Consider the following 24,575-nt stretch of genomic DNA (forward strand, 5'->3'; position numbering starts at 1 on the left):
AGGTAGCACGCTAAGGTGAGGAAACTATCGGCACGGTTAAGGCCGTGTGTCAGACATGAATCTGGGAAGTCACCACGCGACAAAGACGTCTGACGGTGTCCCGGTAACGAGCTCCACGGCGGCTGGAGGGTCAGTTGGATCTGCTGCTACTGACGGTTGACCCGCACCCGGAGTCAGTGCTGCCGTCGTTATCCCTGCTCGCACACAATGTGCGCACCGCCCCGACCGAGGTCTCCTCGTTGCTGGAGGCGGGCACCGCCGACGTCGCGATCGTCGACGCCCGCACCGATCTGGCCGCCGCCCGAGGGCTGTGCCGCCTGCTCGGCACCACCGGCACATCGGTGCCGGTCGTCGCAGTCGTCAACGAGGGCGGTCTGGTCGCCGTCAACGTGGAATGGGGTCTCGACGAGATCCTGCTGCCGAGCACCGGGCCCGCCGAGATCGACGCCCGGTTGCGGCTGCTGGTGGGCCGCAGGGGCGGGATGGCCAACCAGGAGAACCTCGGCAAGATCAGTCTCGGCGAACTCGTCATCGACGAGGGCACCTACACGGCGCGGCTGCGCGGACGCCCGCTCGATCTCACCTACAAGGAGTTCGAGCTTCTCAAATACCTCGCGCAGCATGCCGGGCGGGTGTTCACGCGCGCCCAGCTGCTTCAGGAGGTGTGGGGCTATGACTTCTTCGGCGGCACCCGCACCGTCGACGTCCACGTGCGTCGCCTGCGCGCCAAGCTTGGGCCCGAATACGAATCCTTGATCGGCACGGTGCGCAACGTCGGCTACAAGGCGGTCAGGCCCGCCCGCGGCCGTCCACCCGCCCCTGGCGCCGAGACCGAGGATCTCGACGACGATTCCTTCGACGACGACGCCGCGCTGCTCGACTCCGACGACGTCGGTGAGACGCTCGGCAGTCCGTCGGCGCAAGCGCTGCGCAGTCAGTGACCCCGGCCTTTTCGGTCGGCTGGCGGGAGAAGCTGTCGGCCGCCGACCAACAACGCGTCCGCGACGTGATCAGGGAGGCGCGCTCGGTCGACGGCGTCGCGCCGGTGGGCGATCAGGTTCTCCGTGAGCTCGGGCACGACCGCACCCGCCACCTGGTGGCCGTCGAGGACGGCGTCATCCAGGGGTACCTCAACTTGGTGCCGACCGGTGAGGACGCATCGCCGATGGCCGAGCTCGTCGTACATCCCGCCGCGCGGCGCCGCGGGATCGGCGCCGCGGTCATCCGCGCCGCGCTCCCGGAGGGCGGACCTGAGACCCGGATCTGGGCGCACGGCAATCTGGAGCCCGCACGCGCCACGGCAGCACGGCTCGGTCTCGTCGCTGTCAGGGAACTGCTGCAGATGCAGCGGCCGCTCGCCGATCTGCCGCCGGTGCCGCCCACCGAGGGTGTGCGATTCGCCACATACGCCGGACCCCAGGACGACGCCGAGGTGCTGCGCGTCAACAACGCGGCGTTCTCGTGGCATCCCGAGCAGGGCGGCTGGACCGATGCCGACATCGCCGAGCGGCGCGACGAACCGTGGTTCGACCCGGCCGGCTTCTTCCTCGCCTTCGACCAGGGCAGCAGTGAACTTCTCGGATTCCATTGGACCAAGGTGCATTCCGCGAATCTGGGCGAGGTTTACGTCGTCGGAGTGGACCCCTCCGCGCAGGGCCGCGGACTCGGTGCGGCACTCACGATGAGGGGTCTGCAACACCTCGCAGAGCGTCTTTCGGGTCCCGGCCGGGATGCCGATGTGATGCTCTATGTCGAAGCGGACAACAGCGCTGCGGTGAAAACGTATCGACGACTCGGTTTCGATGTGGTCAATTCTGATGTGGCCTACACCGCCGCCGCAGCGGCTCACCTGTGAAGTCGCTGAACCTGTTCACCTTTCGTTAACCCCGCATCCCCGAACCGTCCACCGCGGACGCATACGTTGCCGGTGAGTTCGAGCCGCCAAGGGCGCCAAGGGAAAGTGGGATCAGTGAAGCTCAACATCATCGGCAGGTCGTTCGGTACGACTGTCTCCGTCGCAGCAATCGCGGCCCTGACGCTCGCGGGCTGCGGTAGCGACAACAACGCGCCCTCCGGCTCGTCGGAGTCGGGCTCGTCGTCCGCGTCCGCCGCGGACTGCGGTGGCAAGGCGGCCGTCACCGCCGAGGGTTCGACTGCCCAGCAGAACGCCATCGCGCTGTTCAACCAGGTGTGGAGCCAGAAGTGCCAGGGCAAGAACCTGTCCTACAACCCGACCGGCTCGGGCGCGGGTCGCGAGCAGTTCGTCGCGGGCAATGTCGACTTCGCCGGATCTGACTCAGCCATCAAAGAGGAGCAGGCGCAGCAGGCTGCCGAGCGCTGCGGCGGCAACCCGGCGTGGAACCTCCCCCTGGTGTTCGGCCCCATCGCGATGGCCTACAACGTCGAGGGCGTCGAGGGTCTGGTGCTCAACGGCGACACGTTGGCCAAGATCTTCCAGGGCCAGATCAGCAAGTGGAACGACCCGGCCATCGCCGCGCTGAACGAGGGCAAGAGCCTGCCAGACGTCGCCATCACCCCGATCTTCCGCTCGGACTCCTCGGGCACCACCGACAACTTCCAGAAGTACCTGGAGGCCGCCTCGGGTGGCGTGTGGACCAAGGGCGACGGCAGCGAGTTCCAGGGCGGCGCCGGTGAGGGCGCCCAGAAGTCGGCAGGTGTCGCGCAGGCCGTCCAGGCCACCCCGGGCGCCATCGGCTACGTGGAGAAGGGCTTCGCCGACCAGGCAGGCATCCCTTACGCCCAGATCGACAACGGCAGCGGCGCGGTCGAGCTGACCGACGAGTCGGCCGGTAAGGCCATCGACGCGGCCAAGTTCGCCGCCGAGGGCAACGACCTGGCTCTGGATCTCGCGTCGCTGTACGGCACGCAGGAGTCCGGCGCCTACCCGCTGGTGCTGGCCACCTACGAGATCGTCTGCTCGAACGGATACGACGCGGAGACCGCGCAGGCCGTGAAGTCGTTCCTGACGGTCGCCGCCAATGACGGCCAGAGTGGACTGTCGGCCGCCGGCTACGTCCCGCTGCCCGAGAAGTTCAAGGAGCGTCTGCTGACGTCGATCGACGCCATCGGCTCGACTGCCTAGTTCACTGGCGCAACTGCCGTATCGCGGCGAGGATGGGTGCTTGACCGAATGACCGACAAGCTCGATGGAACTGCATTGACGACACCGAATCCGTCGGCGTCGGGATCAGGGGAGGCGTTGGCCGCCCCCTTCCCGGAACCGAACCCGATCTCGACTGATCCTTCGAAGAACGCGAAAGTCCGTGCGGGCGACCGCATCTTCCGCGGGTTGGCCGAGGGGTCCGGCATTCTCATCGTGGCCATCATCGCCGCGATCGGAATCTTCCTGCTGTGGCGCGCCGTCCCGGCGTTGGCACGCAACGAGGAGAACTTCTTCCTCTTTGGCGGGAACTGGGTCACGACCGACACTTCGGCGATGCACTTCGGCATCCTGGATTTGCTCCAGGTGACGGTGTTCGTGTCGGTGTTCGCTCTGGTGATCGCGATGCCCATCGCACTGGGCATCGCGATCTACCTGACCAACTACGCCACCAAGCGGGTGTCCGGGCCGTTGGCCTACATGGTCGACCTGCTGGCGGCGGTGCCGTCGATCATCTACGGCGTGTGGGGGCTGTACGTCCTCGCGCCGGCGATCAAGCCTGCCGCGGTGTGGCTCAACGAGAATTTGAGCTGGATCTTCCTGTTCGCCACCGGAAATGCGTCGGTGGCCGGTGGCGGCACGATCTTCACGGCGGGCATCGTGCTCGCGGTGATGATCCTGCCGATCATCACCGCGGTGACACGCGAGGTGTTCGTCCAGACGCCGCGCGGCCAGATCGAGGCCGCGCTGGCGTTGGGCGCCACCCGCTGGGAGGTCGTGCGGACGACGGTCCTGCCGTTCGGCATGTCCGGCTACATCAGCGGCGCGATGCTCGGCCTCGGCCGCGCGCTCGGTGAGACGATCGCGCTTCTGATCATCCTGCGCGGCACGCAGACTGCGTTCGGATGGTCGCTCTTCGACGGTGGCTTCACGTTCGCGAGCAAGATTGCTTCTGCCGCTTCGGAATTCAATGACCAGTACAAGGCGGGCGCGTACATCGCGGCCGGCCTGGTGTTGTTCATCCTGACCTTCGTGGTGAACTCGCTGGCTCGCGCCGCGGTCTCCGGAAAGGATCGGTCCGCATCATGAGCTCCACAACGCTGGATCAGCCGGTCAAGGTGCCCACCTTCCAGGGGGTCAGTGGTCGGCGCAAGTTCACCAACAACTTCGCCACGGTGCTGGTGACCGCCTCTGTGGTGGTCGCGCTCGTACCGCTGGTGTGGGTGCTCTACACGGTGGTCGCCAAGGGTCTGGGCATCGTCTTGTCGAGCACGTGGTGGACGAACTCGCAGGCCGGTATGACGGCCTTCGCGCCCGGCGGCGGCGCCTATCACGCCATCGTCGGGTCGCTGCTGCAGGCGGCGATCTGCGCTGTCATTTCCATCCCGATCGGCGTCTTCGTCGGCATCTATCTGGTGGAGTACGGCGGCGGCACGCGACTGGGCAAGCTGACGACCTTCATGGTCGACATCCTGACCGGTGTTCCGTCGATCGTCGCCGCGCTGTTCATCTACGCGCTGTGGGTGGCCACCATCGGCTTCGAGCGGTCCGGTTTCGCTGTGTCACTCGCGTTGGTGCTGTTGATGATTCCGGTCATCGTCCGATCCACCGAGGAGATGCTGCGCATCGTTCCGATGGATCTGCGTGAAGCCAGCTACGCGCTGGGCGTGCCGAAGTGGAAGACCATCTCGGCGATCGTGGTGCCGACCGCGTTGTCGGGCATCGTCACCGGCATCCTGCTCTCGCTGGCCCGCGTCATGGGTGAGACGGCACCGCTGCTCATCCTGGTGGGTTACTCGCAGGCGATGAACTTCGACATCTTCGGCGGATTCATGGGCTCGCTGCCCGGCATGATGTTCGACCAGACGTCGGCCGGTGCGGGTGCGAACCCGATCCCGACCGACCGGCTGTGGGGGGCCGCGCTCACCCTCGTCGTGCTCATCGCCGTGCTGAACGTCGGCGCGCGATTCATCGCCAAATTCTTTGCCCCGAAAAAGGTCTAGAGGAGTTCACTGACATGGCCAAGCGTCTCGATCTCAAAGACGTCAACATCTACTACGGCAGTTTCCATGCCGTGCAGGGCGTTTCACTGTCGGTGGAACCCCGCAGCGTCACCGCCTTCATCGGTCCGTCGGGCTGCGGTAAATCGACCGTGCTGCGCACGCTCAACCGTATGCACGAGGTGATCCCCGGTGCCCGCGTCGAAGGGTCGGTGCTCCTCGACGGTGACGACATCTACGGCGCCGGCGTCGATCCGGTGGGTGTCCGCAAGACCATCGGCATGGTCTTCCAGCGGCCGAATCCCTTCCCCACCATGTCGATTCGCGACAACGTGGTCGCGGGGCTGAAGCTGCAGGGCGTGCGCAACAAGAAGACCCTCGACGAGGTCGCCGAGCGTTCACTCAAGGGCGCCAACCTCTGGAACGAGGTCAAGGACCGCCTCGACAAGCCGGGTGGCGGCCTCTCCGGTGGTCAGCAGCAGCGCCTGTGCATCGCCCGTGCCATCGCGGTACAACCGGACGTCCTGCTGATGGACGAGCCCTGCTCGGCGCTCGACCCGATCTCGACGCTGGCGATCGAGGATCTGATCTCGGAGCTGAAGCAGGACTTCACCATCGTGATCGTCACGCACAACATGCAGCAGGCCGCGCGTGTGAGCGATCAGACGGCGTTCTTCAACCTCGAGGCGACCGGCAAGCCGGGCCAGCTCATCGAGATCGACGACACCGAGAAGATCTTTTCCAACCCGACGCAGAAGGCGACCGAGGACTACATCTCGGGCCGCTTCGGCTAGACACCCTCTGCGCGACAAGACACAAAATCGCCCCATCTCACCCGAGATGGGGCGATTTTCTGTCTGCTCGGCAGCAGGAGCTACGTCAGCGGGGGGTGGAGGAGACTGCGTCTTCTTCGGAGGTCCGGCCGGTGACCTGGAAGATCACTCGGCGGGCCACCTCGACGGCGTGGTCGGCGAAGCGCTCGTAGAAGCGGCCCAGCAGTGTCACGTCGACCGCAGCGGCGACGCCGTGCTTCCACTCCCGGTCCATCAGGACGGTGAACAGATGGCGATGCAGGTCGTCCATCGCATCGTCTTCCTCGCGGATCCTGGCTGCCTTCTCCGGGTCCCGCGTGATCAGCACCTCCTGGGCGCTGTTGCCGAGTTCCACGGCGACACGGCCCATTTCGGCAAAGTAGCCGTTGACCTCTTCGGGCAGCGCGTGCTGGGGGTGGCGGCGGCGGGCAATCTTTGCGACATGCAGCGCCAGTGCGCCCATCCGGTCGACGTCGGCGACGATCTGGATGGAGCTCACAATCGCCCGGAGATCGCCGGCGACGGGCGCCTGGAGTGCGAGGAGGACGAAGGCCTCTTCCTCGGCGCGGACGCTCAGCGCGGTGATCTGGTCGTGGTCGGTGATCACCTGTTCGGCGAGGGCGAGATCGGCCTGCAGGAGGGCTTGCGTGGCTCGCTCCATGGCAGCACCCGCAAGTCCGCACATCTCGCCGAGCCTGCTGGACAGGGCCTCCAACTGCTCGTGATAAGCGGTACGCATGCACCAACCCTACGGGCTGGCGAGCCGACCGTCACGAGCTGCCCGGTGAACGGACGGTGAATGCCACCTGCCGAAACGCCGAGGTCTACTCGCAGCTGGTGTCCGCCGCGTTGGTGACCGTGAGGTCCTCGGGCAGCTCGGTCGTCGGGGCCTTGGTGCCGCGGATGACGTTCAGTTGGTAGGGCGATCCGCTCGGTGAGGGCGCTGCGACCGAGTCGAAGTCGCTGCCGAGGACGACCTGGACGACGTCGCCCATGCCGTTCACGCGCTCGGTGGTGGCGTTGGCAAACGATGACGCCACCGTCGCGGCGGCTTCTTCGTTGCCGGGGGAGAAGAACACCGTGGTCTGGTCCAGCGGGCCGGGGTAGTCGTCGGGGGTGGTGACGTTGAACCCGTACTGCTGCAGTGAGCTGGACGCCGTCGCCCCGAGGCCGGTTTGGGCGGTCGAGTTCGACACCTGGACGGTGACGGTCTCGGGGTCGGTCACGATGGCGTCGACGACCTCGCCGCTGCCGGACTGGCCCTGCTCGTCTTCACCGGGCGCGGCGCTGGTCAGCGACTCGGGAGTGCCCGGCACCGGGGTGTTATCGGCGTTGCGTTCTTCGGGCAGCGGGTCGTCGTTGATGATCGCGTCGAAGAGCGCGCGCATGTCCTCGGTGCGGGGAATCTCGTTGCCCCACTCGTCGGCGTATCCGACGGTCGGCACCGTGACGAACGTGATGCGCCCGGCGTTGACGCCCTGCACGGACTGTCCGAGGTCCACGAGATCCTTGGTGTCGACGTTGTCGACGTAGCTGTCGCCGATGAACATGTTGACGACGTTGTTGAGCTTCGTCAGGGAGAAGAAGGTCTCCTTGGAGATCAGCGAACGCAGCAGTGACGACAGGAACAGCTGCTGGCGTTTGATGCGGCCGTAGTCGCCATTGGTCTCGGTGGTCACCTGACGGGCACGCACATAGTTCAGCGCGGTGTGGCCGTTGACGACCTGGCGTCCCGCGGCGGGCAGCACCGTGCCGAGTTCGTAGTCCTCGATCGGGGTGCTGCTACACACCTCCACGCCGCCGAGAGCGTCGACCATCTTGGCGAAACCGACGAAATCGACTGCCATGAAACGGTTTATGTGCAAGCCGGACAGCTTCTGGATGACCTTGACGAGGCACTTCGGTCCGCCGACGGCGAACGCCGAGTTCAGTTTGTACTCGGTGTAGACGGTCTCCTTGCCGTACATGGGCGATTCCTCGTCCATGATCGGCCCGTACTGCCGGGTTTCGGGGTTCCAGGGCTCGCACTGCATCGGGTCGATCTCAAGATCGCGTGGGAACGACACGGCCACAACGCGTTTGCGGTTGGCGGGGATGTTCACCAGCATCACGGTGTCCGACCGGGCGCCGGCGGCGTCGTCGGTGGTGCCCGCGCCGATGCCGGCGTTCTCACCGAGGCGGCTGTCGGTGCCGACGATGAGGAAGTTCTCGTCGCCGAATTGGGCGTTGGGGTCGACGATGTCGCGCGAATCGGGGTCGAGGGCGGACACCCGGTTCAGCAGGTTGTTCTTGGCCGACTGCCACTGCCAGGCGCCGCCGGTGAGCACCAGGGCCAGGACGGCCACCAGGGCCGCGGCGACCTTGCCGACAAGGGCAATGCGCCGGTGCCGGCGGCGTGGCCGGACCGGGGCGTGCTTCGCAGGGCGGGGCGCGGCCAGGTCGGGAAGCTCAGAGGTGCGTCCTGCCAGCGCGGGCAGAATCGTCGTGTCCAGCTCATCGGTGTCGGGGTAGAGCTCAGGCTCGGATTCGGGCACCGCCCGGTGGCGAGTCGGTTCGGGCAGCGGGGCGTCGCCGTTGATCTTGGCGATCAGGTCCGCAACGGTGACGGGTCCCGAGCGCTCGGTGTCGCTGTCACGTTCCCGCGGCGTGTCGCCTGGAATCGATCGCCTGGATCGGGTATTCCAGTCAGCGTCGGTATTGTCGCCTGCCGCATCGGGACGGCCAGGAGTGGCAGCGGCATCCTCCATGTCGCCGTCACTCATGTCTTACCGGCCTTCCAGCTTCCACGGCTAGCGATGCGTGCGCGTCGTTGCGCACTGGCACGCAGACTGCCGTGTGCCTGATAACTGTCTTAAAGCACTGGCCCCGGCTCCGCCACCGGAGCGGGGTGTTTGATCCCTCATCGTACTGAGACATCCTGCGAGACATCCAGCCGCAGCCAGGTGTCCGTTCCATCTCGAATCCCTCACCGCACGCTCACAGAACCGCCTCGAGCCTGTCTCGGACTGATCTCGTGACAGGCAACGTGCCAGGTCAGCCTCCCGAATGCATCACGTCGGCGCCTGCGGGCACGGTGCAGTCGTCGGGGTCGTCGAGCCAACCTTCGGGCAATGTCACAGAAGCTGCCGAACCCTGGCGGCCGCGCGGGCCGTTGGCCGCCGGCGGGAAGGGCACGTCCGGATCCAGCTCGCCGAGCAGGTCGTCCAGCTCGGAAATCGTCTTGACCAGCGCCAACGACCGGCGCAGGTCTGCTCCGGCGGGGAAGCCGTGCATGTACCAGGCGACGTGCTTGCGGATGTCCCGCATGCCCTTGTCCTCTCCAAAGTGCGCAGCGAGCAGCTCGCCGTGTCTACGAATGATCTGCGCTACCTCGCCGAGAGTCGGCGGGGTTGCGGGCGCAGTCCCGGTGAACGCGGCGGACAATTCTGCGAACAGCCACGGCCGCCCCAGGCAGCCACGGCCGATCACCACTCCGTCGCAGCCCGTCGCGGCCATCATGGCCAGCGCGTCACGAGCGTCGAAGATATCACCGTTACCCAGTACTGGAACATTCGTGACGTGCGCCTTCAGCGCGGCGATCTGATCCCAGTCGGCGCTGCCGGAGTACCGCTGTGACGCGGTGCGGGCGTGCAGCGCGACGGCTGCGGCCCCTTCCTCGGCGGCGATGCGCCCGGCGTCGAGGTGGGTGTGGTGCTCGTCGTCGATACCGATGCGGAATTTCACGGTGACGGGAACATCGGTGCCTTCGGTGGCACGCACGGCGGCGGCCACAATCTGCCCGAACAGTCGGCGCTTGTAGGGCAGCGCGGCACCGCCGCCGCGGCGGGTGACCTTGGGCACCGGGCAGCCGAAGTTCATGTCGATGTGGTCGGCGAGGTTCTCGTCGACGATCATCTTGGCGGCTTTGTAGGTGTTGACCGGGTCGACGGTGTAGAGCTGCAGCGACCGCGGCGACTCTTCGGGCGCGAACGTCGTCATGTGCATCGTGACCGGGTGGCGTTCGACGAGGGCGCGTGCGGTGACCATCTCGCAGACATAGAGGCCGCTGACAGTGCCGGCGCGGGCCAGCTCGAGTTCGCGGCACAGCGTGCGGAACGCGACGTTGGTGACGCCCGCCATGGGGGCGAGGACGACGGGACTGCGCAATGCGAAAGGCCCGATCTGCAGTGCAGATCGGGCCGGTCGCTGCGCGTCTGTTACGAGGCTGATGATCCCACCAGCAGGTTCTTGGCAGCCTTCTTCTCGGCCATCTGGCGCAGCCGCTCCTCACGACGCTGCTTGGCGACCTCGAACTTATGGACCGTCTCCCGCAGCTCCTCGACATGCGCGCCGAGTTCGTCGCGCATACGCGCGCTCTCGCCGTTGAAGTCCTCGCGCTCGAAGATGCGCCACTTCTTCAACACCGGCATGACGATGTCCTCGAGGTGGATCCGCGGGTCGTACACGCCACCTGAGGCGATCGTCACGGCGCGACGCCGGAAGTCCGGGATGGTGTATCCGGGCATCTTGAAGTTGAGCAGCACCTTGTGCAGCGACTTCATCGCCTGATCGGGCGCGATCTCGAAACCCGCTTCGGAGACGTCGCGGTAGAAGATCATGTGCAGGTTCTCGTCGGCCGACACGCGCTGCAGCAACTGATCGGCGATCGGCTCTTCACAGGCCTTACCGGTGTTGCGGTGCGAGACGCGCGTCGCCAGTTCCTGGAACGTCACGTAGATGACCGAGTCGAACAGGCTGTCGGCGAACAGGTCGGCCTCGATCTGGTCGTTCTGGCCGGGGCTGAAGCCGCGGGTCATCTGCTCGATGCGCAGCATCTCGAGTTCGACCGGGTCGACGTTGCGGGTCACGACCAGGTAGTCGCGCAGTGCGATGCCGTGGCGGTTCTCCTCAGCGGTCCAGCGGTTCACCCAGAACCCCCACGGTCCGTCCATGCTGAAGTTCATCGCGATCTCGCGGTGGTAGGACGGCAGATTGTCCTCGGTCAGCAGATTGACGAGCATGGCCACGCGGGCCGTCTCGGAGATCTGCGACTGCTCGGGGTGCCAGTCCTGACCGCCGAGCGCGTAGTAGTTCTTGCCATCGGACCACGGGACGTAGTCGTGCGGATTCCAGTCCTTCTTCATCCGCATGTGACGGTTGACGAGCGGCTCGACGACGGGCTCCAGCTCGGTCAGCAGTTGCAGGTCGGTCAGGTCTTTCGACACGACACCTCCCAGTTATCTGTACCTAATGGTTGCACTCAATATATCTGTGTATTCCGGTGACATTCAAGTCGCCGCGCCGTGGCTCACACCGAGGTAGAGGGCTCTTTTAGGTAACAGCTCTGCTGAGCAGTAGCTCAGCGCAGTGGTCGATGAACTGCTCCCGCGTCGCGCCCAGCCTCCCGTCGAGGTATGCCGTGAACAGTGCAGTGAGTGCCCCGATCAGGCCCGTGGCAACCATCGCCTGGGCTGTCGGGTCTGTGATCTGAGTGAGGTTGCGCTGCAGGAGCTCGATGAAGTTCGGCATCCATCGGGCACCTGAACGGGCCAGCACCGGCTCGGCTTCGGGTGCAAGCAGCAGCACCCGTCCCCGTGCCGGATCGTCGATCATCAGCGCCACGAACCGTTCGACCGCATCGCGCATGCCGTCGGACTCCATCAGCGTCGACATGGCCGCGGCGCAGACGTCGTCGTAGACCGCGCCGACGTATTCGTCGCGGTCGGCGAAGCTCTCGTAGAAGTAGCGCTCGGTGAGCCCCGTCGCGCGGCACACCGCGCGGACGGTGAGGCTCGGACCGCCGGGGCTGCCCAGCAGACCGATGCCGGCGGCGATCAGTTCGTCGCGCCGCAGCGCCTGGCGGTCCTCAAGCGGGACACCCGACCATCTGCCGCGTCGTTGACCGGACGGCACGGCCCTCCTAAGCTCCATAGTGACAACATGCGTAGTCAAATTCTTGTGATGCATCGTCGAGAAGAGCACCAGTGACTCAAGATACGTCCGCGGCAGGCCCATTGTCCTGGGGGCACCACGCCGCCGAAGGCAAGGGGGACGGATCCACCCCCGAACCCGAAGGCGTGGCGACCGGTTGCCCCATCAGCGGCGGCTATGACGCCCCGCCGGTTCCGCTCGGGCCCGACTCGCTGACGTGGCGGTACTTCGGCCAGTGGACCGGCATGCTGCAGGGGCCGTGGGCGGGCTCGATGCAGAACATGCACCCGCAGCTGGGCGCCGCCGTGCAGCAGCATTCGATCTTCTTCATCGAGCGCATGCCGCGCCTCTACCGTTCGGTGTATCCGATCGGGGGAGTCGTGTTCGACGGTCACCGCGCCCCCCGGACCGGCGCACAGGTGCGCGATTACCACATCGGCATCAAGGGCACCGACGACCAGGGGCGCCGTTACAGCGCGCTCAACCCCGACGTCTTCTACTGGGCTCACGCGACGTTCTTCAAGTCGACGCTGCTGGCCGCGGAGTGGCTCGGTGGCGGCCTCACCGAAACCCAGAAGCGCCAGCTGTTCGACGAGCACGTGACCTGGTACCGCATGTACGGCATGAGCATGCGGCCGGTCCCGAAGACCTGGGAAGACTTCCAGGAGTACTGGGATCACATGTGCCGCAACGTGCTTGAGGACAACTGGGCGACCCGCACGGTGCTCGACCTGTCGACGATGACGAAGCACCCGTCGCTGGAGTGGATGCCCGACTGGATGTGGCGGCTGAATCTGATTGCCATGCAACGCTTCTTCAACTTCACCACCGTCGGCCTCTTCGATCCGGCGGTCAGGGAGCTGCTTGGCTACACCTGGTCGCCGCGGCAGGAGCGGGCGCACCGTCTCTTCGGCAAAGTCGTGTATCGCGTGGTGAAGCTGCTGCCGAAGCGAGCAATGATGCACCCGCGCAAGCGCTCCGCATGGGATCGCGCCAACGGCAGGCTGCCCGTCGACTCGCCGCTGGTGGAGACCCCGGCCCGCAACCTGCCGCCGGTCGAGTACCGCGACGATCCGCACTTCTACAGCCCCAAGGTCTGAGCGCGGCGGTACGTTCGTGGGGTGCGACGAATCCTGTCCGCCGGTGCGAGCGCGATCACCGCGCTTTTGGGCGGTACTGCTGCGCCCGCGGCAGCCGATCCGGCGACGGCCCCGTCGCAGATGATCGTCGTGAGCGCGCCCGCGCCGGACTCGCCCACCGCCACCTTGACGGCCTTCGATCGCGTCGGCGACCAGTGGAGAACGGCTCTCGGCCCGACTCCGGCAGACCTCGGCTCGCTGGGTGTCGGCGCCGCCGAAGACGACGTGTTCCGCACCCCCGCGGGCACTTTCCCGCTCGGGCAGGCGTTCGGACGGCAACCCAATCCCGGCACCCGAATGCCGTACTTCCAAGCCACGGACGCCGATTGGTGGGACGAGGACGTCGACTCGCCCACCTACAACACCCACGTCCACGCCGACGAGATCGATTCCGACGATGCCGAGAACCTGTACGACTCCGGTCCCATCTACGACTACGCCGTCCTCATCGACCACAACCCGGCACGGATTCCGGGACAGTCGGCGGGCATCTTCTTGCACGTGTCCGACGGCTCGCCCACCTGGGGTTGCGTGGCCATCGGCGAGAACGAGATGCGATCGGTGCTGCAATGGCTCGACCCGGCCGCGCACCCCCGAATCGCCATCGGTGTGGGCCTCGAAGGTCCGCCGCCGGTCTGAGCGCTGTGCTCGACTGTTCCGCGCGTCAGGTTTGCGTTCATCTCATTCCGGCTAGCTTGGAGGTATGCAGGCGCCGGAGACTCTTGGCGGCCGCTACGAGTTGGGGCGTGTCCTCGGCCGCGGCGGTATGGCCGAAGTTCGTGACGCCTGGGACAAGCGGTTGGGGCGTCCTGTCGCCGTCAAGCTGCTCTATCCCTCAGTGAGCGCACTGCCCGACACCCGGCGGCGCTTCACGACGGAGGCGCGCGCTGCCGCCGCTCTCAATCACCCGCACGTCGTCGCCGTCCACGACTCAGGCGTTCAGGACGGCAGGCACTACATCGTGCTGGAACGCCTGCCGGGACAGAACTTGGCCGACGTGCTGGCCCACCACGGTCCGCTGGCGCCCGACCACGTGCGCGCGATCATGCGTGACGTGCTCTCGGCGCTCAGCGCTGCGCATTCGTGCGGGGTCCTGCACCGCGACATCAAGCCCGCCAACATCCTGTTCACCCGGCACGGCGGCGTGAAGATCGCCGACTTCGGTGTCGCAAAGAGCCCGGACACACCGCAAACGCTGACGAACCGCGTTTTCGGGACGATGGCGTACCTGCCCGCCGACCGGATCGCGGGACGGCCCGCCACACCCAGTGACGACCTGTACGCGCTGGGTGTCGTCGCATATGAGGCGCTGACCGCGCGCCGTGCGTATCCGCAGGAAAATTTGACGGCGCTGGCCGACGCGATCGGTGCGGGACAACTGGCCCCGTTGTCGGCGTTGCGACCCGACATCGATCCGGCTCTCGCGATGACGATCGAGCGGTCGATGGCACGCGATCCGCGGTGGCGATTCGCTTCGGCGGAACATATGCGCGCGAGTCTCGACGCGCCGGCACAGCGGCCCCGGCGCACCGGAGCGGTACTTGCGGGCGCGGCAATTTTGCTTGTTCTGGCGTTCGCCGCATTACTGATCGCGGTGTAGCGAAATTGCTTATTTGACCTGGGGATATAGCTTCGCTAACCGGGTGGTCGCGGTCAGGTAACGATCCGCGCGCCGAGTTCAGTTCTCAAGTTCGATGGTGTATTTTGCGCGATTTTTAGTTATGTTGCTGGGCGTGGGTCGGCACTCATTACCGAAGAAGCGGCGAAATCCGTCGGTGTACGCGTTGACCGCTCTGGCCCCGGCGGCCGTTCTCCTGGCCACGCAGTCCGACACCGGGCCGATGCCCGTCGTCGAGGCGGAACCGATTGCAGCACCGGCGGCCCCCGAGGGGCACCCGGCGCCGTGGAACGTCGAAGTCGTCGCCGCGCCCGCCCCGGCGCCCCAGCCCGCTCTGCTGACCGATCAGGCTCCCGCGGGAGTCGCCCCCGCCTCGCTGGTTTCGGCCTCGCGGTGGCGCGTCGTCAGCCCGCACCTTCCCGCCGGTGTCGCGCCCGAGCGCGGTCTGCAGGTGCGCACGATCCTGACGGCCCGCAGCATCAGCGCGGTCTTCCCGGAGATCAACAACATCGGCGGGGTACGTCAGGATGCGCTGCGGTGGCATCCCGACGGTCTCGCGCTCGACGTGATGATCCCGAATCCGAGTTCTGAGGCCGGCATCGCGCTGGGCAACCAGATCGTGGCGTACGTGTTGGAGAACGCGAAGCGCTTCGGCATCCAGGACGCGATCTGGCGGGGCGTCTACTACACCCCGGGCGGCGCCAATTCGGGCGGCTACGGCCACTACGACCACGTGCACGTCACGACGACCGGCGGGGGCTACCCCGACGGCGACGAGGTCTACTACCGCTGACCCTGTGGGGCCCCTGCACCGCGAGCGCGCGGGTCTGCACGGGCTCAGTCGGCGTGTCGCGTGCAATCGCGCGCTTTCGATGCGGTCGAACGTGACGAATTGTCCAATAGCCCGATGGAGTTTCTCGTGGACAGCAACCTCGGGCTGCCCGTCGACGAGAAGCCGTGGAGCGACATCCTGGCGGGCCTCGGCATCACGACGACGCTCACGAACGACCTCGAGTACCTGGATCGCCGCGTCGAGCGGCACGAGCCCGATGTCGTGTTCATGCCGATCGCGGATTTTCACCGGCTGCTCCAGAGCGGCGACACCTTCTACCGCGGCTTCGTCCTCGTGACGTCACGGATCACCGGCAGCACCAACCTTCCTAGCGTCCTCGTCGTGCGCAGTGACGACCCGGCCCAGTCCATCGAGGAGCTGCGGGGCGCGACGCTGGGCTACATCAATACCTCGTGTTCGTCGAGCTACTTCTGCCCGGCGATCGTGTTGCACTCACTCGGCGAGGAGCTCAGGGACTTCTTCGACACCGTGCCGACGGCGCCGTGGCAGGGCCAGATCGATGCGGTTATCGACGGGACGGTCCGGGCGACGATGGTGGTCGAGGACATCTGGCGGGCGACGCCGTCGAACGCTGTTGCGACGAAGGTGATAGGCCGCTACGACGATGCGACGGGCGCGGTGATCGTCATTCGCGACGGTGTCGACGACTCGGTGCGGGCCGGATTGCTCGAGGCGCTGCTGGCGTGGCAGCCGCGTGCCGATGCTTTGTTCGGTCCGTTCACGCGCTACCGCGACGACGGCCTTGCGGCGTTCTTCGCTGATATGGATCGCCTGCCCGCGGGCTTCTAGCGACTAGGACTCGCAGGCGATGCCGTTACCGTCGCGGTCCAGGTCGTAGATGTCATCACCAAGCACTTGCACCGGCCCCTGCACGTAGGACGGGCCGTTGCCGCTACCGCCGGCGCAGTCGACGTCGCTATCCACCGGCACGCAGCCGGAGTAATTGGGGTCGCACGACTGTGTTAGCGGATTGAAGGGAGCAGCGTTCGCTATCGGTGCTGCGACCATCGTTGCCGCAAACGCCGCTGCCAAAATCGTGAGTCTTGCCCCCATGTGGCACACAGTAACTCAGGCCGGTGCCGCCGAACTCCAAAAAGAAAATAACGACATCGAATATTTGCCTGCCGCGGTCACTGGCTTTCGCTTCTGGGTGTCCGGTCCCCAGCTGCCCGAACTTTGGGGCTGCGCGAACGCACCCGGCCGCTGCGGAGTCGACATGCGACTGCGGGATAGCCGTCTGTGGGCTGTCGAGGCGGGCTGTCAACGGCACGGGCTGGACGTTTCGCGTTGTGCCCCCACCAGGGCTCGAACCTGGGACCTGCGGATTAAAAGTCCGTAGCTCTACCGACTGAGCTATAGGGGCAGTGTGTCTGTTGTGGACTCGGAAAGGATACGGCACGCAGCCCGTTTGAGGATTTGGGTGTCGGTACCCTAAGCTATCGAAGCTCCCAACGACTTGAGCGTTGCGAGTACCCCGGAGGAATTCGGAATAGGCCCCCATCGTCTAGTGGCCTAGGACGCCGCCCTTTCACGGCGGTAGCACGGGTTCGAATCCCGTTGGGGGTACGCGCGACGACCACTTCGGTGGGAGGAGCAGCACAGTAAGGCCCTGTGGCGCAGTTGGTTAGCGCGCCGCCCTGTCACGGCGGAGGTCGCGGGTTCGAGTCCCGTCAGGGTCGCCAGCACGGCGAGGCATTGTGGCTCAGTGTTCGGTGCCGTCCGGCCAGGTAGCTCAGTTGGTACGAGCGTCCGCCTGAAAAGCGGAAGGTCGCCGGTTCGATCCCGGCCCTGGCCACAACAAAGACCATCCGGCAACGGGTGGTCTTTCTCGTTCCGGGTCAGCCCACCGCCCAGAACACCTGCCAGGAGTGCCCGTCCGGGTCGTTGAAGCTGCGGCCGTACATGTCGCCGTGGTCCTCGGTGTCTCCGGCCGTGCCGCCCGCTGCGAGAGCACGGTCCACGAACGCGTCCACGTCCTCGCGGCTGTCGACGCCGAGACACACGACGCACTCTTTGACCTTCGTGGCGTCGGCCGTCTCGAAGGGATGCAGGGCGTCGAACGCGTCCCGCTGCACCAGCATGGCGAACCAGTTCTCGCCGAGCACCACGGTCGCCGCGGTCGGCCCGGAGTACGACTCGTTGAATCCGTAGCCGAGATCGCTGAAGAACTTCCGCGACCGTTCGACGTCGGCGACGGGCAGGTTCACGAAGATCGTCTTGTGCATTGGCTGTCTCCTGAGGTTCGGTCCGCGGCGGCCGAGACTCGGCGCCATCGCAGAGTCAGACCGCGACCGCCGCGGGAACTCATCGGACCTGCCCTGGCCACCACGACTGCGATGTCATGATGTACCCGATGACTCGCCTTCTCGCCTCCGTGTTCCTCCTGTCCGCGCTGGGGACGCTCGTCGCACCCGCTGCGGCCGCCCAGCCGAACAGCACGCTCGTCGACCTTGTCGATGCCGCGACCCGGAGGCTTCAGGTCGCCGAGCCCGTCGCCGCCAACAAGTTCCACACCGGCGGGCTCATCGAAGACCCTGCGCGCGAGCAGGTGGTCCTCGACGCGGTGGCCGGCGAGGCGACGACGCTGAACATCGACCCGGCCTATGTGACGACGGCGTTCCGCGACCAGATCGATGCGACGGTCGCCATCGAGTACACCCGGCTGGCGCAGTGGAAGTTCGACCCCGCGGTCGCGCCCGTCGACTCGCCTGACCTCGCATCCTCGCGCGGCGTCATCGACGCGCTCAACCGCGAAATGGTCACGCTGATGGCCGACGAGTGGGGCAAGCTCCACTCGCCGGGCTGCCGCGCCGAGCTCGATCAGGCCAAGGCCACTGTCGTGCAGCAGCGTGGCCTCGATCCGCTCTACCGCCAGGCCATCGACTTCGCCACCCGGAACTACTGCCGCTGAGCATGGGATCATGTCTTCTGACATGAACGATTTTCGCCAGCGGCTTCTCGACGCGCTCGAGGCGTCGATCGCCGAGGACGGTTATCCGAAGACGACGGTCGCCGACATCGTGCGACGCGCCAAGACGTCGCGCCGCACTTTCTACGAGCATTTCGACAGCAAGGAAGCATGTTTCGTCGCCCTGCTGTCAGACGCCAACGCCGATCAGGTCCGGCAGATCTCCGAAGCCGTCGATCCGAGCGCGCCGTGGCAGAAGCAGGTTCGCCAGGCGATCGAGGCGTGGATTTCGTCGGGTGAGGCTCGTTCTGCGTTGATGCTCAGCTGGATTCGTGATGTGCCGTCCATGGGTGCCGTGGCCCGCGGGCTGCAGCGTGATGCGATGGACAACTTCATCGACATGGTCGGGGCGCTGGGTGCCACCGACGAGTTCCGTGCGGCCGGCATCGGACCGGTGTCGCGTCAGCGGATCATCATGCTGCTGGGCGGTCTGCGGGAACTGACCGCCATCACCGTCGAAGAGGGTGGCCGGATGGGCGACGTCACCGACGACGCCGTCGACGCGTCGATCGCGCTACTCAGTCCCCAGGGGAACTGAGGGCCTTCGCCCGCTCGAAGAGCTCGCGGTCGTGGCTGCACAGGATCATCAGGTCCGGGTCCTGCCGGTGATACAGTTCCGTCAGGCGAGAGTGGTTGTCTCTGACCATTTTTCGATTTTCTCCGACTGCCATCTCAAACGCGGCCAGAGATTTCGGCATGGGTGGACCGCCAGCGATCTGGCTGACGTGGAAGAACGCATCGCCGGCGTGCAGCAGCCAGCGGTCGCCCGCGTCGACGGCGACACACGCATGTCCCCGGGTATGTCCGGGCAGTGACACCAGCGCGAAACCCGGCCCGATCTCGGTGAGTTCTTTGGCGGCGGCGAATCCGCGCCACGCTTCGCCGTCGACGTCGTGTTCGACGATGGTGGGCCTGTGCGCCCATTGCGCCGCGTTGTAGCGGATCCGGTTGGGGATGGTACGAGATCGCATGGCGTTGAACGCTTCTACAGCCGACACGTGCACCCGGGCGTTGGGGAAGTCGGCGATGCCGCCGATGTGGTCGGAGTCGAAATGGGTGGCGATGATGTGGCGGACGTCGGAGAGCGCGAAGCCGAGCTGGGGCAGTTGGGTGGCCGCCGTCTCGGCGTGGTTGAAGTCCGGATGGATGATCTGGCGCCTGAAAAAGCCGAACTCGCCAGGGTTGTCGCAGTCGCGCGTGCCGAATCCCGTGTCGACGAGCACAAGTCCCGCATCGGACTCGACCAGCAGCACATGGCATACGACAGGAGTCGGAACCCCAATCGGTCGCATCGTCCCGCAGTTCAGATGGTGCACTTTCACAGACACGGCCCCCCGGCGTTGTTCGATCGGTGCCAGTCAACGGAATCGCCGGTGGACAAGTCAAGCTGGGGTAACTTACCCAGATGGTCCGGCCTGCTCAGACGGTGCGCAGTGAGCGCACGAGGGAAGCGCTGCGCCAAGCTGCCGTGGTGCGTTTCCTGGCTCAGGGCGTGGACGAGACGACCGCAGAGCAGATCGCCGCTGACGCCGGTGTGTCGCTGCGCACGTTCTACCGGCACTTCGCGTCCAAGCACGATCTGCTGTTCGCCGACTACGACGCCGGGCTGCACTGGTTTCGTTCGGCGCTGGCGGCGCGCTCGCCGGACGAGCCGATCATCGATGCGGTGCACACGGCGATCATGGCCTCTCCGTATGACGACTGGGCGGTCGCCAAGATCGCGACGATGCGCTCCCAGGAGCTCGACGCCGGCCGGATCGTGCGTCACATCCGGCAGGTCGAGGCGGACTTCGCCGAGGCTGTCGAAGAGCACATGACCAAGACCGGCGGGGCCCCGCCCGGCACCGACGAGCGGATGCGCATCACCGTCACGGCCCGCTGCATCGCGGCCGCGGTGTTCGGGGCCATGGAGGTCTGGATGCTCGGCGAGGACCGTTCGCTGCCGGAGTTGGATCGCTTGTGCCGGCATGCGTTGGAGCTTCTGCGCACGGGGATGGAGGGCGGCATGTGAGATTCATGTTTTGTCATTATTGACAAAACATGGATGCCGTGTCAGCCTCAGCCGGTGACGGACTTCGATGCGATCGTCGTCGGTGCGGGCCACAACGGGCTTACCGCAGCGGCACTCATGCAACAGGCTGGGTTACGCACCCTGTGCTTGGATTTCAAGCTCTATGCCGGCGGTATGGCGTCGACGGTCGAACTCTTCGACGGCTTCCGGTTCGAGATCGCCGGGTCGGTGCAGGTTCCGACGTCGGCGGTGGTCAGCGACGCGCTCGGGCTCGGCGACCTTCCTACCGTCGACCTCGACATCATGTCGGTGCAGTTGCGCGGCATCGGCGACGATCCGCTGGTCTACTACACCGATCCGATGAAGCTGCTGACCCATCTCAACGAGGTGCACGGCGCCGAGGCTGTCAATGGCATGGCCGGGCTGATGGCGTGGTGTCTGGCGCCGACGAGAGCTCTGGGACGGTTCGACGCGGCGCAGCCGCCGAAGACACTCGATGAGATGTTCGCTTGTGCCACCAATGAATTCGAGCGACAGGCGATCAGCGACATTCTGTTCGGATCCGTCACCGATGTCCTGGACCGCTACCTGCCCGATCGTGAGAAGCACGGCGCGCTGCGCGGCATGCTCGCGTTCCTCGCCGTCAACACGACGTATCGCGGACCGTGTACGCCCGGTAGCGCGGCGGCGCTGGCTTTCGGGTTGGCGGTCCCGAACGAAAACGCCACGCTGATCAAGAAATTTCACGGCGGCATGGGGGCCGTCACCGAACACCTGCTGCAGATGTTCACCGCGGCGGGCGGTGAACTGCGCCTGCGCAGCAAGGTCGACGAGATCCTCGTCGAGGGCGGGCGTGTCACCGGTGTCCGTCTGGAAGACGGCTCGACCGTTACCGCGCCGATCGTCGTCTCCAACCTCGCTCCGGACGTGACGGTCAGCACGCTGATCGACGGCAGCGTGGTCCCTGCAGACATCCGGGAACGTTTCGCTCACATCGACCACCGTGGCAGCTATCTGCAGATGCACTTCGCGCTGGACGGCCCGCCCACGTTCGCTGCGCCGTACGAGATGCTCAATGATCCCGAATACCAGTCGGCCATCGGCATTTTCACCACACCGGAGGAACTCCAGCAGCAGTGGGAGGACTCTCAGCGGGGAATCGTGCCCGCCGACCCGGCCATCGCACTGCAGATCCCCTCGGCCAACGATCCCGCTCTCGCACCGCCGGGTAAGCACGCAGTGTCAGCGTTCTCGCTGTGGTTCCCGCTGTCGGAGGACCGGTCCAGCTACGGCGAGTTGAAGGCGGAGATGGGGCAGCGCGTCATCGACAAGATCACCCGGCTGGCACCGGATTTCGAGAGCCTCATCCTGCGCCACACCACGTTCACGCCCAAGCACATGGGCACGATGTTCGGTGCTCCCGGCGGTGACTACTGCCACGGACTGATTCACCCCGAGCAGATGGGCCGCAACCGTCCCGGGCCGAAAGGCTATGTGGATCAGCCGATCCCGATCGACGGGCTCTATCTCGCCAGCGCAGGCTGCCACGGCGGTCCGGGTATCACGTTCATCCCCGGGTACAACGCGGCGCAGGAGGCGCTCGCGGATCGCTAGGTCGCGGGGCCGCTCGGGGTGGCGCCGCCCTCGTCGGACCAGTCGCCGCCTTCGCGGTCGGCACCCTTGGACGGATCACTGACCACATCGTCATCCGTGTTGGCGGGCGCGGTGTCCGTCTCGGTGGTTTTCGGCTTGTCTTTCGTCACGGCGCTGGGTTACCCCAGCAGCGGATTTTCATTCAGCCGCGGCGAGCCTGCAGCTGCTCCATCCAGTCGGCGGGCACCCGACCCCGCGGACCGGGCACGCTTTCGTCGGCAGGTCTGCTCTCCGGGGCGGCCAGTTCGGGCCCGTCGTAGTAGGCGTTGGTGTCGTAATTCCAGAACCAGTCCTCGCCGGGCTCGAACGACCGGATGATCGGATGGCCCTCGGCGCGCCAGTGCGCGGATGCGTGCTTGGCCGGGGAGTCGTCGCAGCAGCCGATGTGCCCGCAGGCGGCGCACCGACGCAGATGCACCCACCATCCGCCTGCGGCGTCGCACTCGACGCATCCTGTACCGCTGGGGGGAACCGTCGGATCGACCGCATCGCTCACGTTCGCGAGCCTATCCGTGCCCGGCTAATGCGCAAGCAGAAGGATGACCTGGGATTGCAGCTCGCCGAAGAGAAAGCCCAACCCGGCGCCGAGGACCACGATGATCCACTCGTCGTCCTTGAATGCCGGCCGCAGCAAGTTCTCGTATTCCATGGGCGTCAGCTCGGCCATCTTCTCGATCATGGTGTTCTCCAGATCGAGGCGTTCTGCGGCGTATTTCTCGATATGGGCCGAGGTTTCGGGAATCCGGTCGATGACCGAGGTTGCCAGCGTCTTTTTCATCGTCTGGTACTTGCTGCCGCCGACGACGTCGATGACCCGGCCCGCGAAGCCCAGTTGTTCGTCGATGGTCCGGGCGATCTCGGTCTCGATGATGTCGAAGAATCTGTCCGACATCGGGCCGGTGAGCAGGCTTTCCATGATGGCCTTCGGGGTGAAGATCTCTTTGGCCAGCAGCGCCGAGTAGCCGCGGATCACGTCCTCGCGCCTGGCCTGGAAGACCCCTTGCCACTTGATGCCGGGGAAGATGGTGCGCCGCTCGACGGGCCGGAAGATCATCTGCAGCGCGACGTAGTCGGTGAGGCCACCGGTCAGCAGACCGAACAGGGGCAGCACGAGATGCCATCCGGTGAAACCGAATACGACCATCTGGACCAGTCCGATGAGGAAGCCGAACCATAGCCCGGACCGGATGAGGAACCCGAACGCGGGCCGCCCGATGTCCTGGAAGATCGAGTTCAGGGTCGCCTTGTCGCGGACCAGGTTGGTGACGACCATGTGCTTGATGTCGAAGATCTGGTCGATCTGTCCGCGGAACTGATCGAACATGCTGCGAGTGGCCGCCGGGATCCGGCTTTCGACGTTGGCGACGACCAGATCCTTCAGTTGGTCGGGCGTTGCGCGCCACAGCTGCGGCTGGAACGACATCATGATCGTCTCGACGAGTTCCTCGGCGGCTTCGCGCAGAGGTTCACGAAGTTCGTCGGCCAGCTCTTCGGGATCGATGCGGTCGAACAGCTGCTGCGGATTGATGATCTTCGACGTGATGGAGTCGACCGCGACCGCGGCCATCTTCGGCGCGCGTTTGGGGATCTGGCCCTGCCACCCGAGATACGGTGGGATTCCTTTGAATTCGACCGGCTGGAACATCATCTTGACGGCCAGGATCTTGGTCGCCCAGCCAACCAGCGCGGCTCCGAGCGGTATCGAGATGTATACCCACAGCGGATAGGTGAAGATGCCTGTCATGTCGCTGCTTCCTCCCACACTTGGCGGCCGAGTTCGGAGATTCCGAGGGTGCGTCGAACGATGCGGGCGGTCCGGATGCCGCGACTGACCGAGGTGATCGCCGAATGGACCGCACTGTCGGTGAGCAACATCTCGTAGTCGTCGCGCATCGTGGCGTCCGGCGGCCCCAGGACGACGAGGCCGAGCCGCAGCATGTGCGTGACGTACAACGGGGTCCGCTGTGGAACGGCAACGCCCGCGGCGCGTCCCACCGTGGAGGCGTTCTTCAAGACGAGGGGGCCGGCGGTGCCGACACCGGGTTCGCCGACGTGGATGACGGGATAGGTGGAACCGTCGGACACCGCGGCGAAGATGCGTGCCTCGTCGGGCACGATCGCCTGCAGCAGCGCCAGATGCACGGCCGTCCGGCTCTGGGCAGGGCTGTCGGACAGCGACCGCCGCATCAGATCCTTGAACACCGCTCGGGGCGTGACGGTTTCGTCGTCACCGGGCTCGAGGGCGACGTCGTCATCGTCGGGGTCCGGCGGGTCGATGTCGTCGAGGTGCGCACGCACGGCGCGTACGAGTTCTCGTTCGGCTCCCGCGAGCCAGGTGGTCACCTCGGTACCTCCCGGCAGCTGCCGCGCGGAGCTGATGACGAAACCCAGCCCGTCGCCAAGCCATTGAGCCGGATTCATCGACCGACGCCCGCCCCTCTAGTCGCCCCAACGGTAAGGTCACAGTAGGCGCAAAGATGCTGTTGGGAG

The 24,575-nt window shown here is 65.9% G+C and carries 27 protein-coding genes and 4 tRNA genes; 18 read left to right on the top strand and 13 right to left on the bottom strand.

What is annotated here, in order from left to right:
• Positions 1–134: 134 nt before the first annotated feature.
• The 6 genes from P9A17_RS13180 to pstB all read left to right on the top strand — a co-directional run bounded on the left by P9A17_RS13180 (position 135) and on the right by pstB (position 5,915).
• Positions 135–941: a response regulator transcription factor gene (locus P9A17_RS13180; RefSeq protein WP_278039090.1), complete on the top strand. Its 807-nt coding sequence runs from the start codon at positions 135–137 to the stop codon at positions 939–941.
• Entirely contained in the window at positions 938–1,855 is a 918-nt protein-coding gene (gene mshD / locus P9A17_RS13185) for a mycothiol synthase (protein WP_278039091.1), read from the top strand. The genes P9A17_RS13180 and mshD overlap by 4 nt, the downstream gene beginning before the upstream one ends.
• A gap of 114 nt (positions 1,856–1,969) precedes the next feature.
• Positions 1,970–3,103 (top strand): phosphate ABC transporter substrate-binding protein PstS, encoded by a 1,134-nt coding sequence (gene pstS / locus P9A17_RS13190; RefSeq protein ID WP_278039092.1) that lies wholly within the window; start codon positions 1,970–1,972, stop codon positions 3,101–3,103.
• Between the two features lie 48 nt (positions 3,104–3,151).
• Positions 3,152–4,210, top strand: a complete 1,059-nt coding sequence (gene pstC, locus P9A17_RS13195; RefSeq protein ID WP_278039093.1) for a phosphate ABC transporter permease subunit PstC — start codon at positions 3,152–3,154, stop codon at positions 4,208–4,210.
• Positions 4,207–5,124 (top strand): phosphate ABC transporter permease PstA, encoded by a 918-nt coding sequence (pstA, locus tag P9A17_RS13200; protein ID WP_278039094.1) that lies wholly within the window; start codon positions 4,207–4,209, stop codon positions 5,122–5,124. Before pstC ends, pstA begins: the two co-directional genes overlap by 4 nt.
• A gap of 14 nt (positions 5,125–5,138) precedes the next feature.
• Positions 5,139–5,915: a phosphate ABC transporter ATP-binding protein PstB gene (gene pstB, locus P9A17_RS13205; RefSeq protein ID WP_278039095.1), complete on the top strand. Its 777-nt coding sequence runs from the start codon at positions 5,139–5,141 to the stop codon at positions 5,913–5,915.
• An 85-nt stretch (positions 5,916–6,000) separates the two neighbouring features.
• On the opposite strand, the gene phoU is transcribed toward pstB, so the two are convergent.
• From phoU to P9A17_RS13230, 5 genes are all read right to left on the bottom strand, one after another.
• Positions 6,001–6,672: a phosphate signaling complex protein PhoU gene (phoU, locus tag P9A17_RS13210; protein WP_278039096.1), complete on the bottom strand. Its 672-nt coding sequence runs from the start codon at positions 6,670–6,672 to the stop codon at positions 6,001–6,003.
• An 85-nt stretch (positions 6,673–6,757) separates the two neighbouring features.
• Positions 6,758–8,695 (bottom strand): LCP family protein, encoded by a 1,938-nt coding sequence (locus P9A17_RS13215; RefSeq protein WP_278039097.1) that lies wholly within the window; start codon positions 8,693–8,695, stop codon positions 6,758–6,760.
• Between the two features lie 271 nt (positions 8,696–8,966).
• Complete coding sequence (gene dusB / locus P9A17_RS13220) at positions 8,967–10,142, bottom strand: tRNA dihydrouridine synthase DusB (RefSeq protein WP_278039840.1); 1,176 nt, start codon at positions 10,140–10,142, stop codon at positions 8,967–8,969.
• Positions 10,130–11,137, bottom strand: a complete 1,008-nt coding sequence (locus P9A17_RS13225; protein WP_278039098.1) for an acyl-ACP desaturase — start codon at positions 11,135–11,137, stop codon at positions 10,130–10,132. Before P9A17_RS13225 ends, dusB begins: the two co-directional genes overlap by 13 nt.
• A gap of 106 nt (positions 11,138–11,243) precedes the next feature.
• On the bottom strand, positions 11,244–11,825 hold the full coding sequence (locus P9A17_RS13230) for a TetR/AcrR family transcriptional regulator (RefSeq protein ID WP_278039099.1): 582 nt from the start codon (positions 11,823–11,825) through the stop codon (positions 11,244–11,246).
• A 164-nt stretch (positions 11,826–11,989) separates the two neighbouring features.
• On the opposite strand from P9A17_RS13230, the gene P9A17_RS13235 reads away from it, so the two are divergent.
• From P9A17_RS13235 to P9A17_RS13255, 5 genes are all read left to right on the top strand, one after another.
• The gene (locus P9A17_RS13235; RefSeq protein ID WP_278039841.1) at positions 11,990–12,943 is read left to right on the top strand and encodes an oxygenase MpaB family protein; all 954 of its coding nucleotides are present in this window, start codon (positions 11,990–11,992) and stop codon (positions 12,941–12,943) included.
• Positions 12,944–12,964: 21 nt separating this feature from the next.
• Complete coding sequence (locus tag P9A17_RS13240) at positions 12,965–13,621, top strand: L,D-transpeptidase family protein (RefSeq protein ID WP_347403841.1); 657 nt, start codon at positions 12,965–12,967, stop codon at positions 13,619–13,621.
• Positions 13,622–13,685: 64 nt separating this feature from the next.
• Positions 13,686–14,582 carry a serine/threonine-protein kinase gene (locus tag P9A17_RS13245; protein WP_278039100.1) on the top strand — a complete coding sequence of 299 codons (897 nt, stop codon included), beginning with the start codon at positions 13,686–13,688 and terminating at the stop codon, positions 14,580–14,582.
• Between the two features lie 121 nt (positions 14,583–14,703).
• Positions 14,704–15,393, top strand: a complete 690-nt coding sequence (locus P9A17_RS13250) for a hypothetical protein (RefSeq protein WP_278039101.1) — start codon at positions 14,704–14,706, stop codon at positions 15,391–15,393.
• Between the two features lie 114 nt (positions 15,394–15,507).
• Positions 15,508–16,242, top strand: coding sequence for a PhnD/SsuA/transferrin family substrate-binding protein (locus tag P9A17_RS13255; RefSeq protein WP_278039102.1), 735 nt, complete (start codon positions 15,508–15,510; stop codon positions 16,240–16,242).
• Positions 16,243–16,245: 3 nt separating this feature from the next.
• On the opposite strand, the gene P9A17_RS13260 is transcribed toward P9A17_RS13255, so the two are convergent.
• Both P9A17_RS13260 and P9A17_RS13265 read right to left on the bottom strand, forming a co-directional pair.
• On the bottom strand, positions 16,246–16,461 hold the full coding sequence (locus tag P9A17_RS13260) for a hypothetical protein (protein WP_278039843.1): 216 nt from the start codon (positions 16,459–16,461) through the stop codon (positions 16,246–16,248).
• Between the two features lie 282 nt (positions 16,462–16,743).
• Positions 16,744–16,816, bottom strand: a tRNA-Lys gene (locus tag P9A17_RS13265).
• Positions 16,817–16,946: 130 nt separating this feature from the next.
• Between P9A17_RS13265 and P9A17_RS13270 the strand changes: the two genes are divergently transcribed.
• The 3 genes from P9A17_RS13270 to P9A17_RS13280 all read left to right on the top strand — a co-directional run bounded on the left by P9A17_RS13270 (position 16,947) and on the right by P9A17_RS13280 (position 17,248).
• Positions 16,947–17,019: transfer RNA gene (locus P9A17_RS13270), tRNA-Glu, on the top strand.
• 39 nt (positions 17,020–17,058) lie between these two features.
• Positions 17,059–17,135, top strand: a tRNA-Asp gene (locus P9A17_RS13275).
• Positions 17,136–17,174: 39 nt separating this feature from the next.
• Positions 17,175–17,248: transfer RNA gene (locus tag P9A17_RS13280), tRNA-Phe, on the top strand.
• A gap of 43 nt (positions 17,249–17,291) precedes the next feature.
• Here the strand turns inward: P9A17_RS13280 and P9A17_RS13285 are convergent.
• Complete coding sequence (locus tag P9A17_RS13285) at positions 17,292–17,678, bottom strand: VOC family protein (protein WP_278039103.1); 387 nt, start codon at positions 17,676–17,678, stop codon at positions 17,292–17,294.
• A 116-nt stretch (positions 17,679–17,794) separates the two neighbouring features.
• On the opposite strand from P9A17_RS13285, the gene P9A17_RS13290 reads away from it, so the two are divergent.
• Positions 17,795–18,364: a chorismate mutase gene (locus tag P9A17_RS13290; RefSeq protein WP_278039104.1), complete on the top strand. Its 570-nt coding sequence runs from the start codon at positions 17,795–17,797 to the stop codon at positions 18,362–18,364.
• A gap of 10 nt (positions 18,365–18,374) precedes the next feature.
• On the top strand, positions 18,375–18,959 hold the full coding sequence (locus P9A17_RS13295; protein WP_278039105.1) for a TetR/AcrR family transcriptional regulator: 585 nt from the start codon (positions 18,375–18,377) through the stop codon (positions 18,957–18,959).
• Here P9A17_RS13295 and P9A17_RS13300 read toward each other — a convergent pair.
• Positions 18,940–19,743, bottom strand: coding sequence for an MBL fold metallo-hydrolase (locus tag P9A17_RS13300; RefSeq protein ID WP_278039844.1), 804 nt, complete (start codon positions 19,741–19,743; stop codon positions 18,940–18,942). The two genes, P9A17_RS13295 and P9A17_RS13300, sit on opposite strands and share 20 nt — an antisense overlap.
• Positions 19,744–19,826: 83 nt before the next feature.
• Here P9A17_RS13300 and P9A17_RS13305 point away from each other — a divergent pair, with 83 nt between their 5' ends.
• Positions 19,827–20,432, top strand: a complete 606-nt coding sequence (locus tag P9A17_RS13305; protein WP_278039106.1) for a TetR/AcrR family transcriptional regulator — start codon at positions 19,827–19,829, stop codon at positions 20,430–20,432.
• A 54-nt stretch (positions 20,433–20,486) separates the two neighbouring features.
• The gene (locus tag P9A17_RS13310; protein WP_278039107.1) at positions 20,487–22,046 is read left to right on the top strand and encodes an NAD(P)/FAD-dependent oxidoreductase; all 1,560 of its coding nucleotides are present in this window, start codon (positions 20,487–20,489) and stop codon (positions 22,044–22,046) included.
• On the opposite strand, the gene P9A17_RS13315 is transcribed toward P9A17_RS13310, so the two are convergent.
• The 4 genes from P9A17_RS13315 to P9A17_RS13330 are packed head-to-tail and all read right to left on the bottom strand — an operon-like array spanning position 22,043 to position 24,506.
• On the bottom strand, positions 22,043–22,195 hold the full coding sequence (locus P9A17_RS13315; RefSeq protein WP_278039108.1) for a hypothetical protein: 153 nt from the start codon (positions 22,193–22,195) through the stop codon (positions 22,043–22,045). The two genes, P9A17_RS13310 and P9A17_RS13315, sit on opposite strands and share 4 nt — an antisense overlap.
• 32 nt (positions 22,196–22,227) lie before the next feature.
• Complete coding sequence (locus P9A17_RS13320; protein WP_278039109.1) at positions 22,228–22,581, bottom strand: UBP-type zinc finger domain-containing protein; 354 nt, start codon at positions 22,579–22,581, stop codon at positions 22,228–22,230.
• Positions 22,582–22,605: 24 nt separating this feature from the next.
• Positions 22,606–23,829 carry a DUF445 domain-containing protein gene (locus P9A17_RS13325; RefSeq protein WP_278039110.1) on the bottom strand — a complete coding sequence of 408 codons (1,224 nt, stop codon included), beginning with the start codon at positions 23,827–23,829 and terminating at the stop codon, positions 22,606–22,608.
• A complete protein-coding gene (locus tag P9A17_RS13330; protein WP_278039111.1) occupies positions 23,826–24,506 on the bottom strand; it encodes a hypothetical protein in 681 nt (226 codons plus the stop codon). The genes P9A17_RS13325 and P9A17_RS13330 overlap by 4 nt, the downstream gene beginning before the upstream one ends.
• Positions 24,507–24,575: the final 69 nt, after the last annotated feature.

Origin of the sequence: Mycobacterium sp. 236(2023), assembly GCF_029623955.1 — a bacterium.
Lineage (GTDB): Bacteria > Actinomycetota > Actinomycetes > Mycobacteriales > Mycobacteriaceae > Mycobacterium.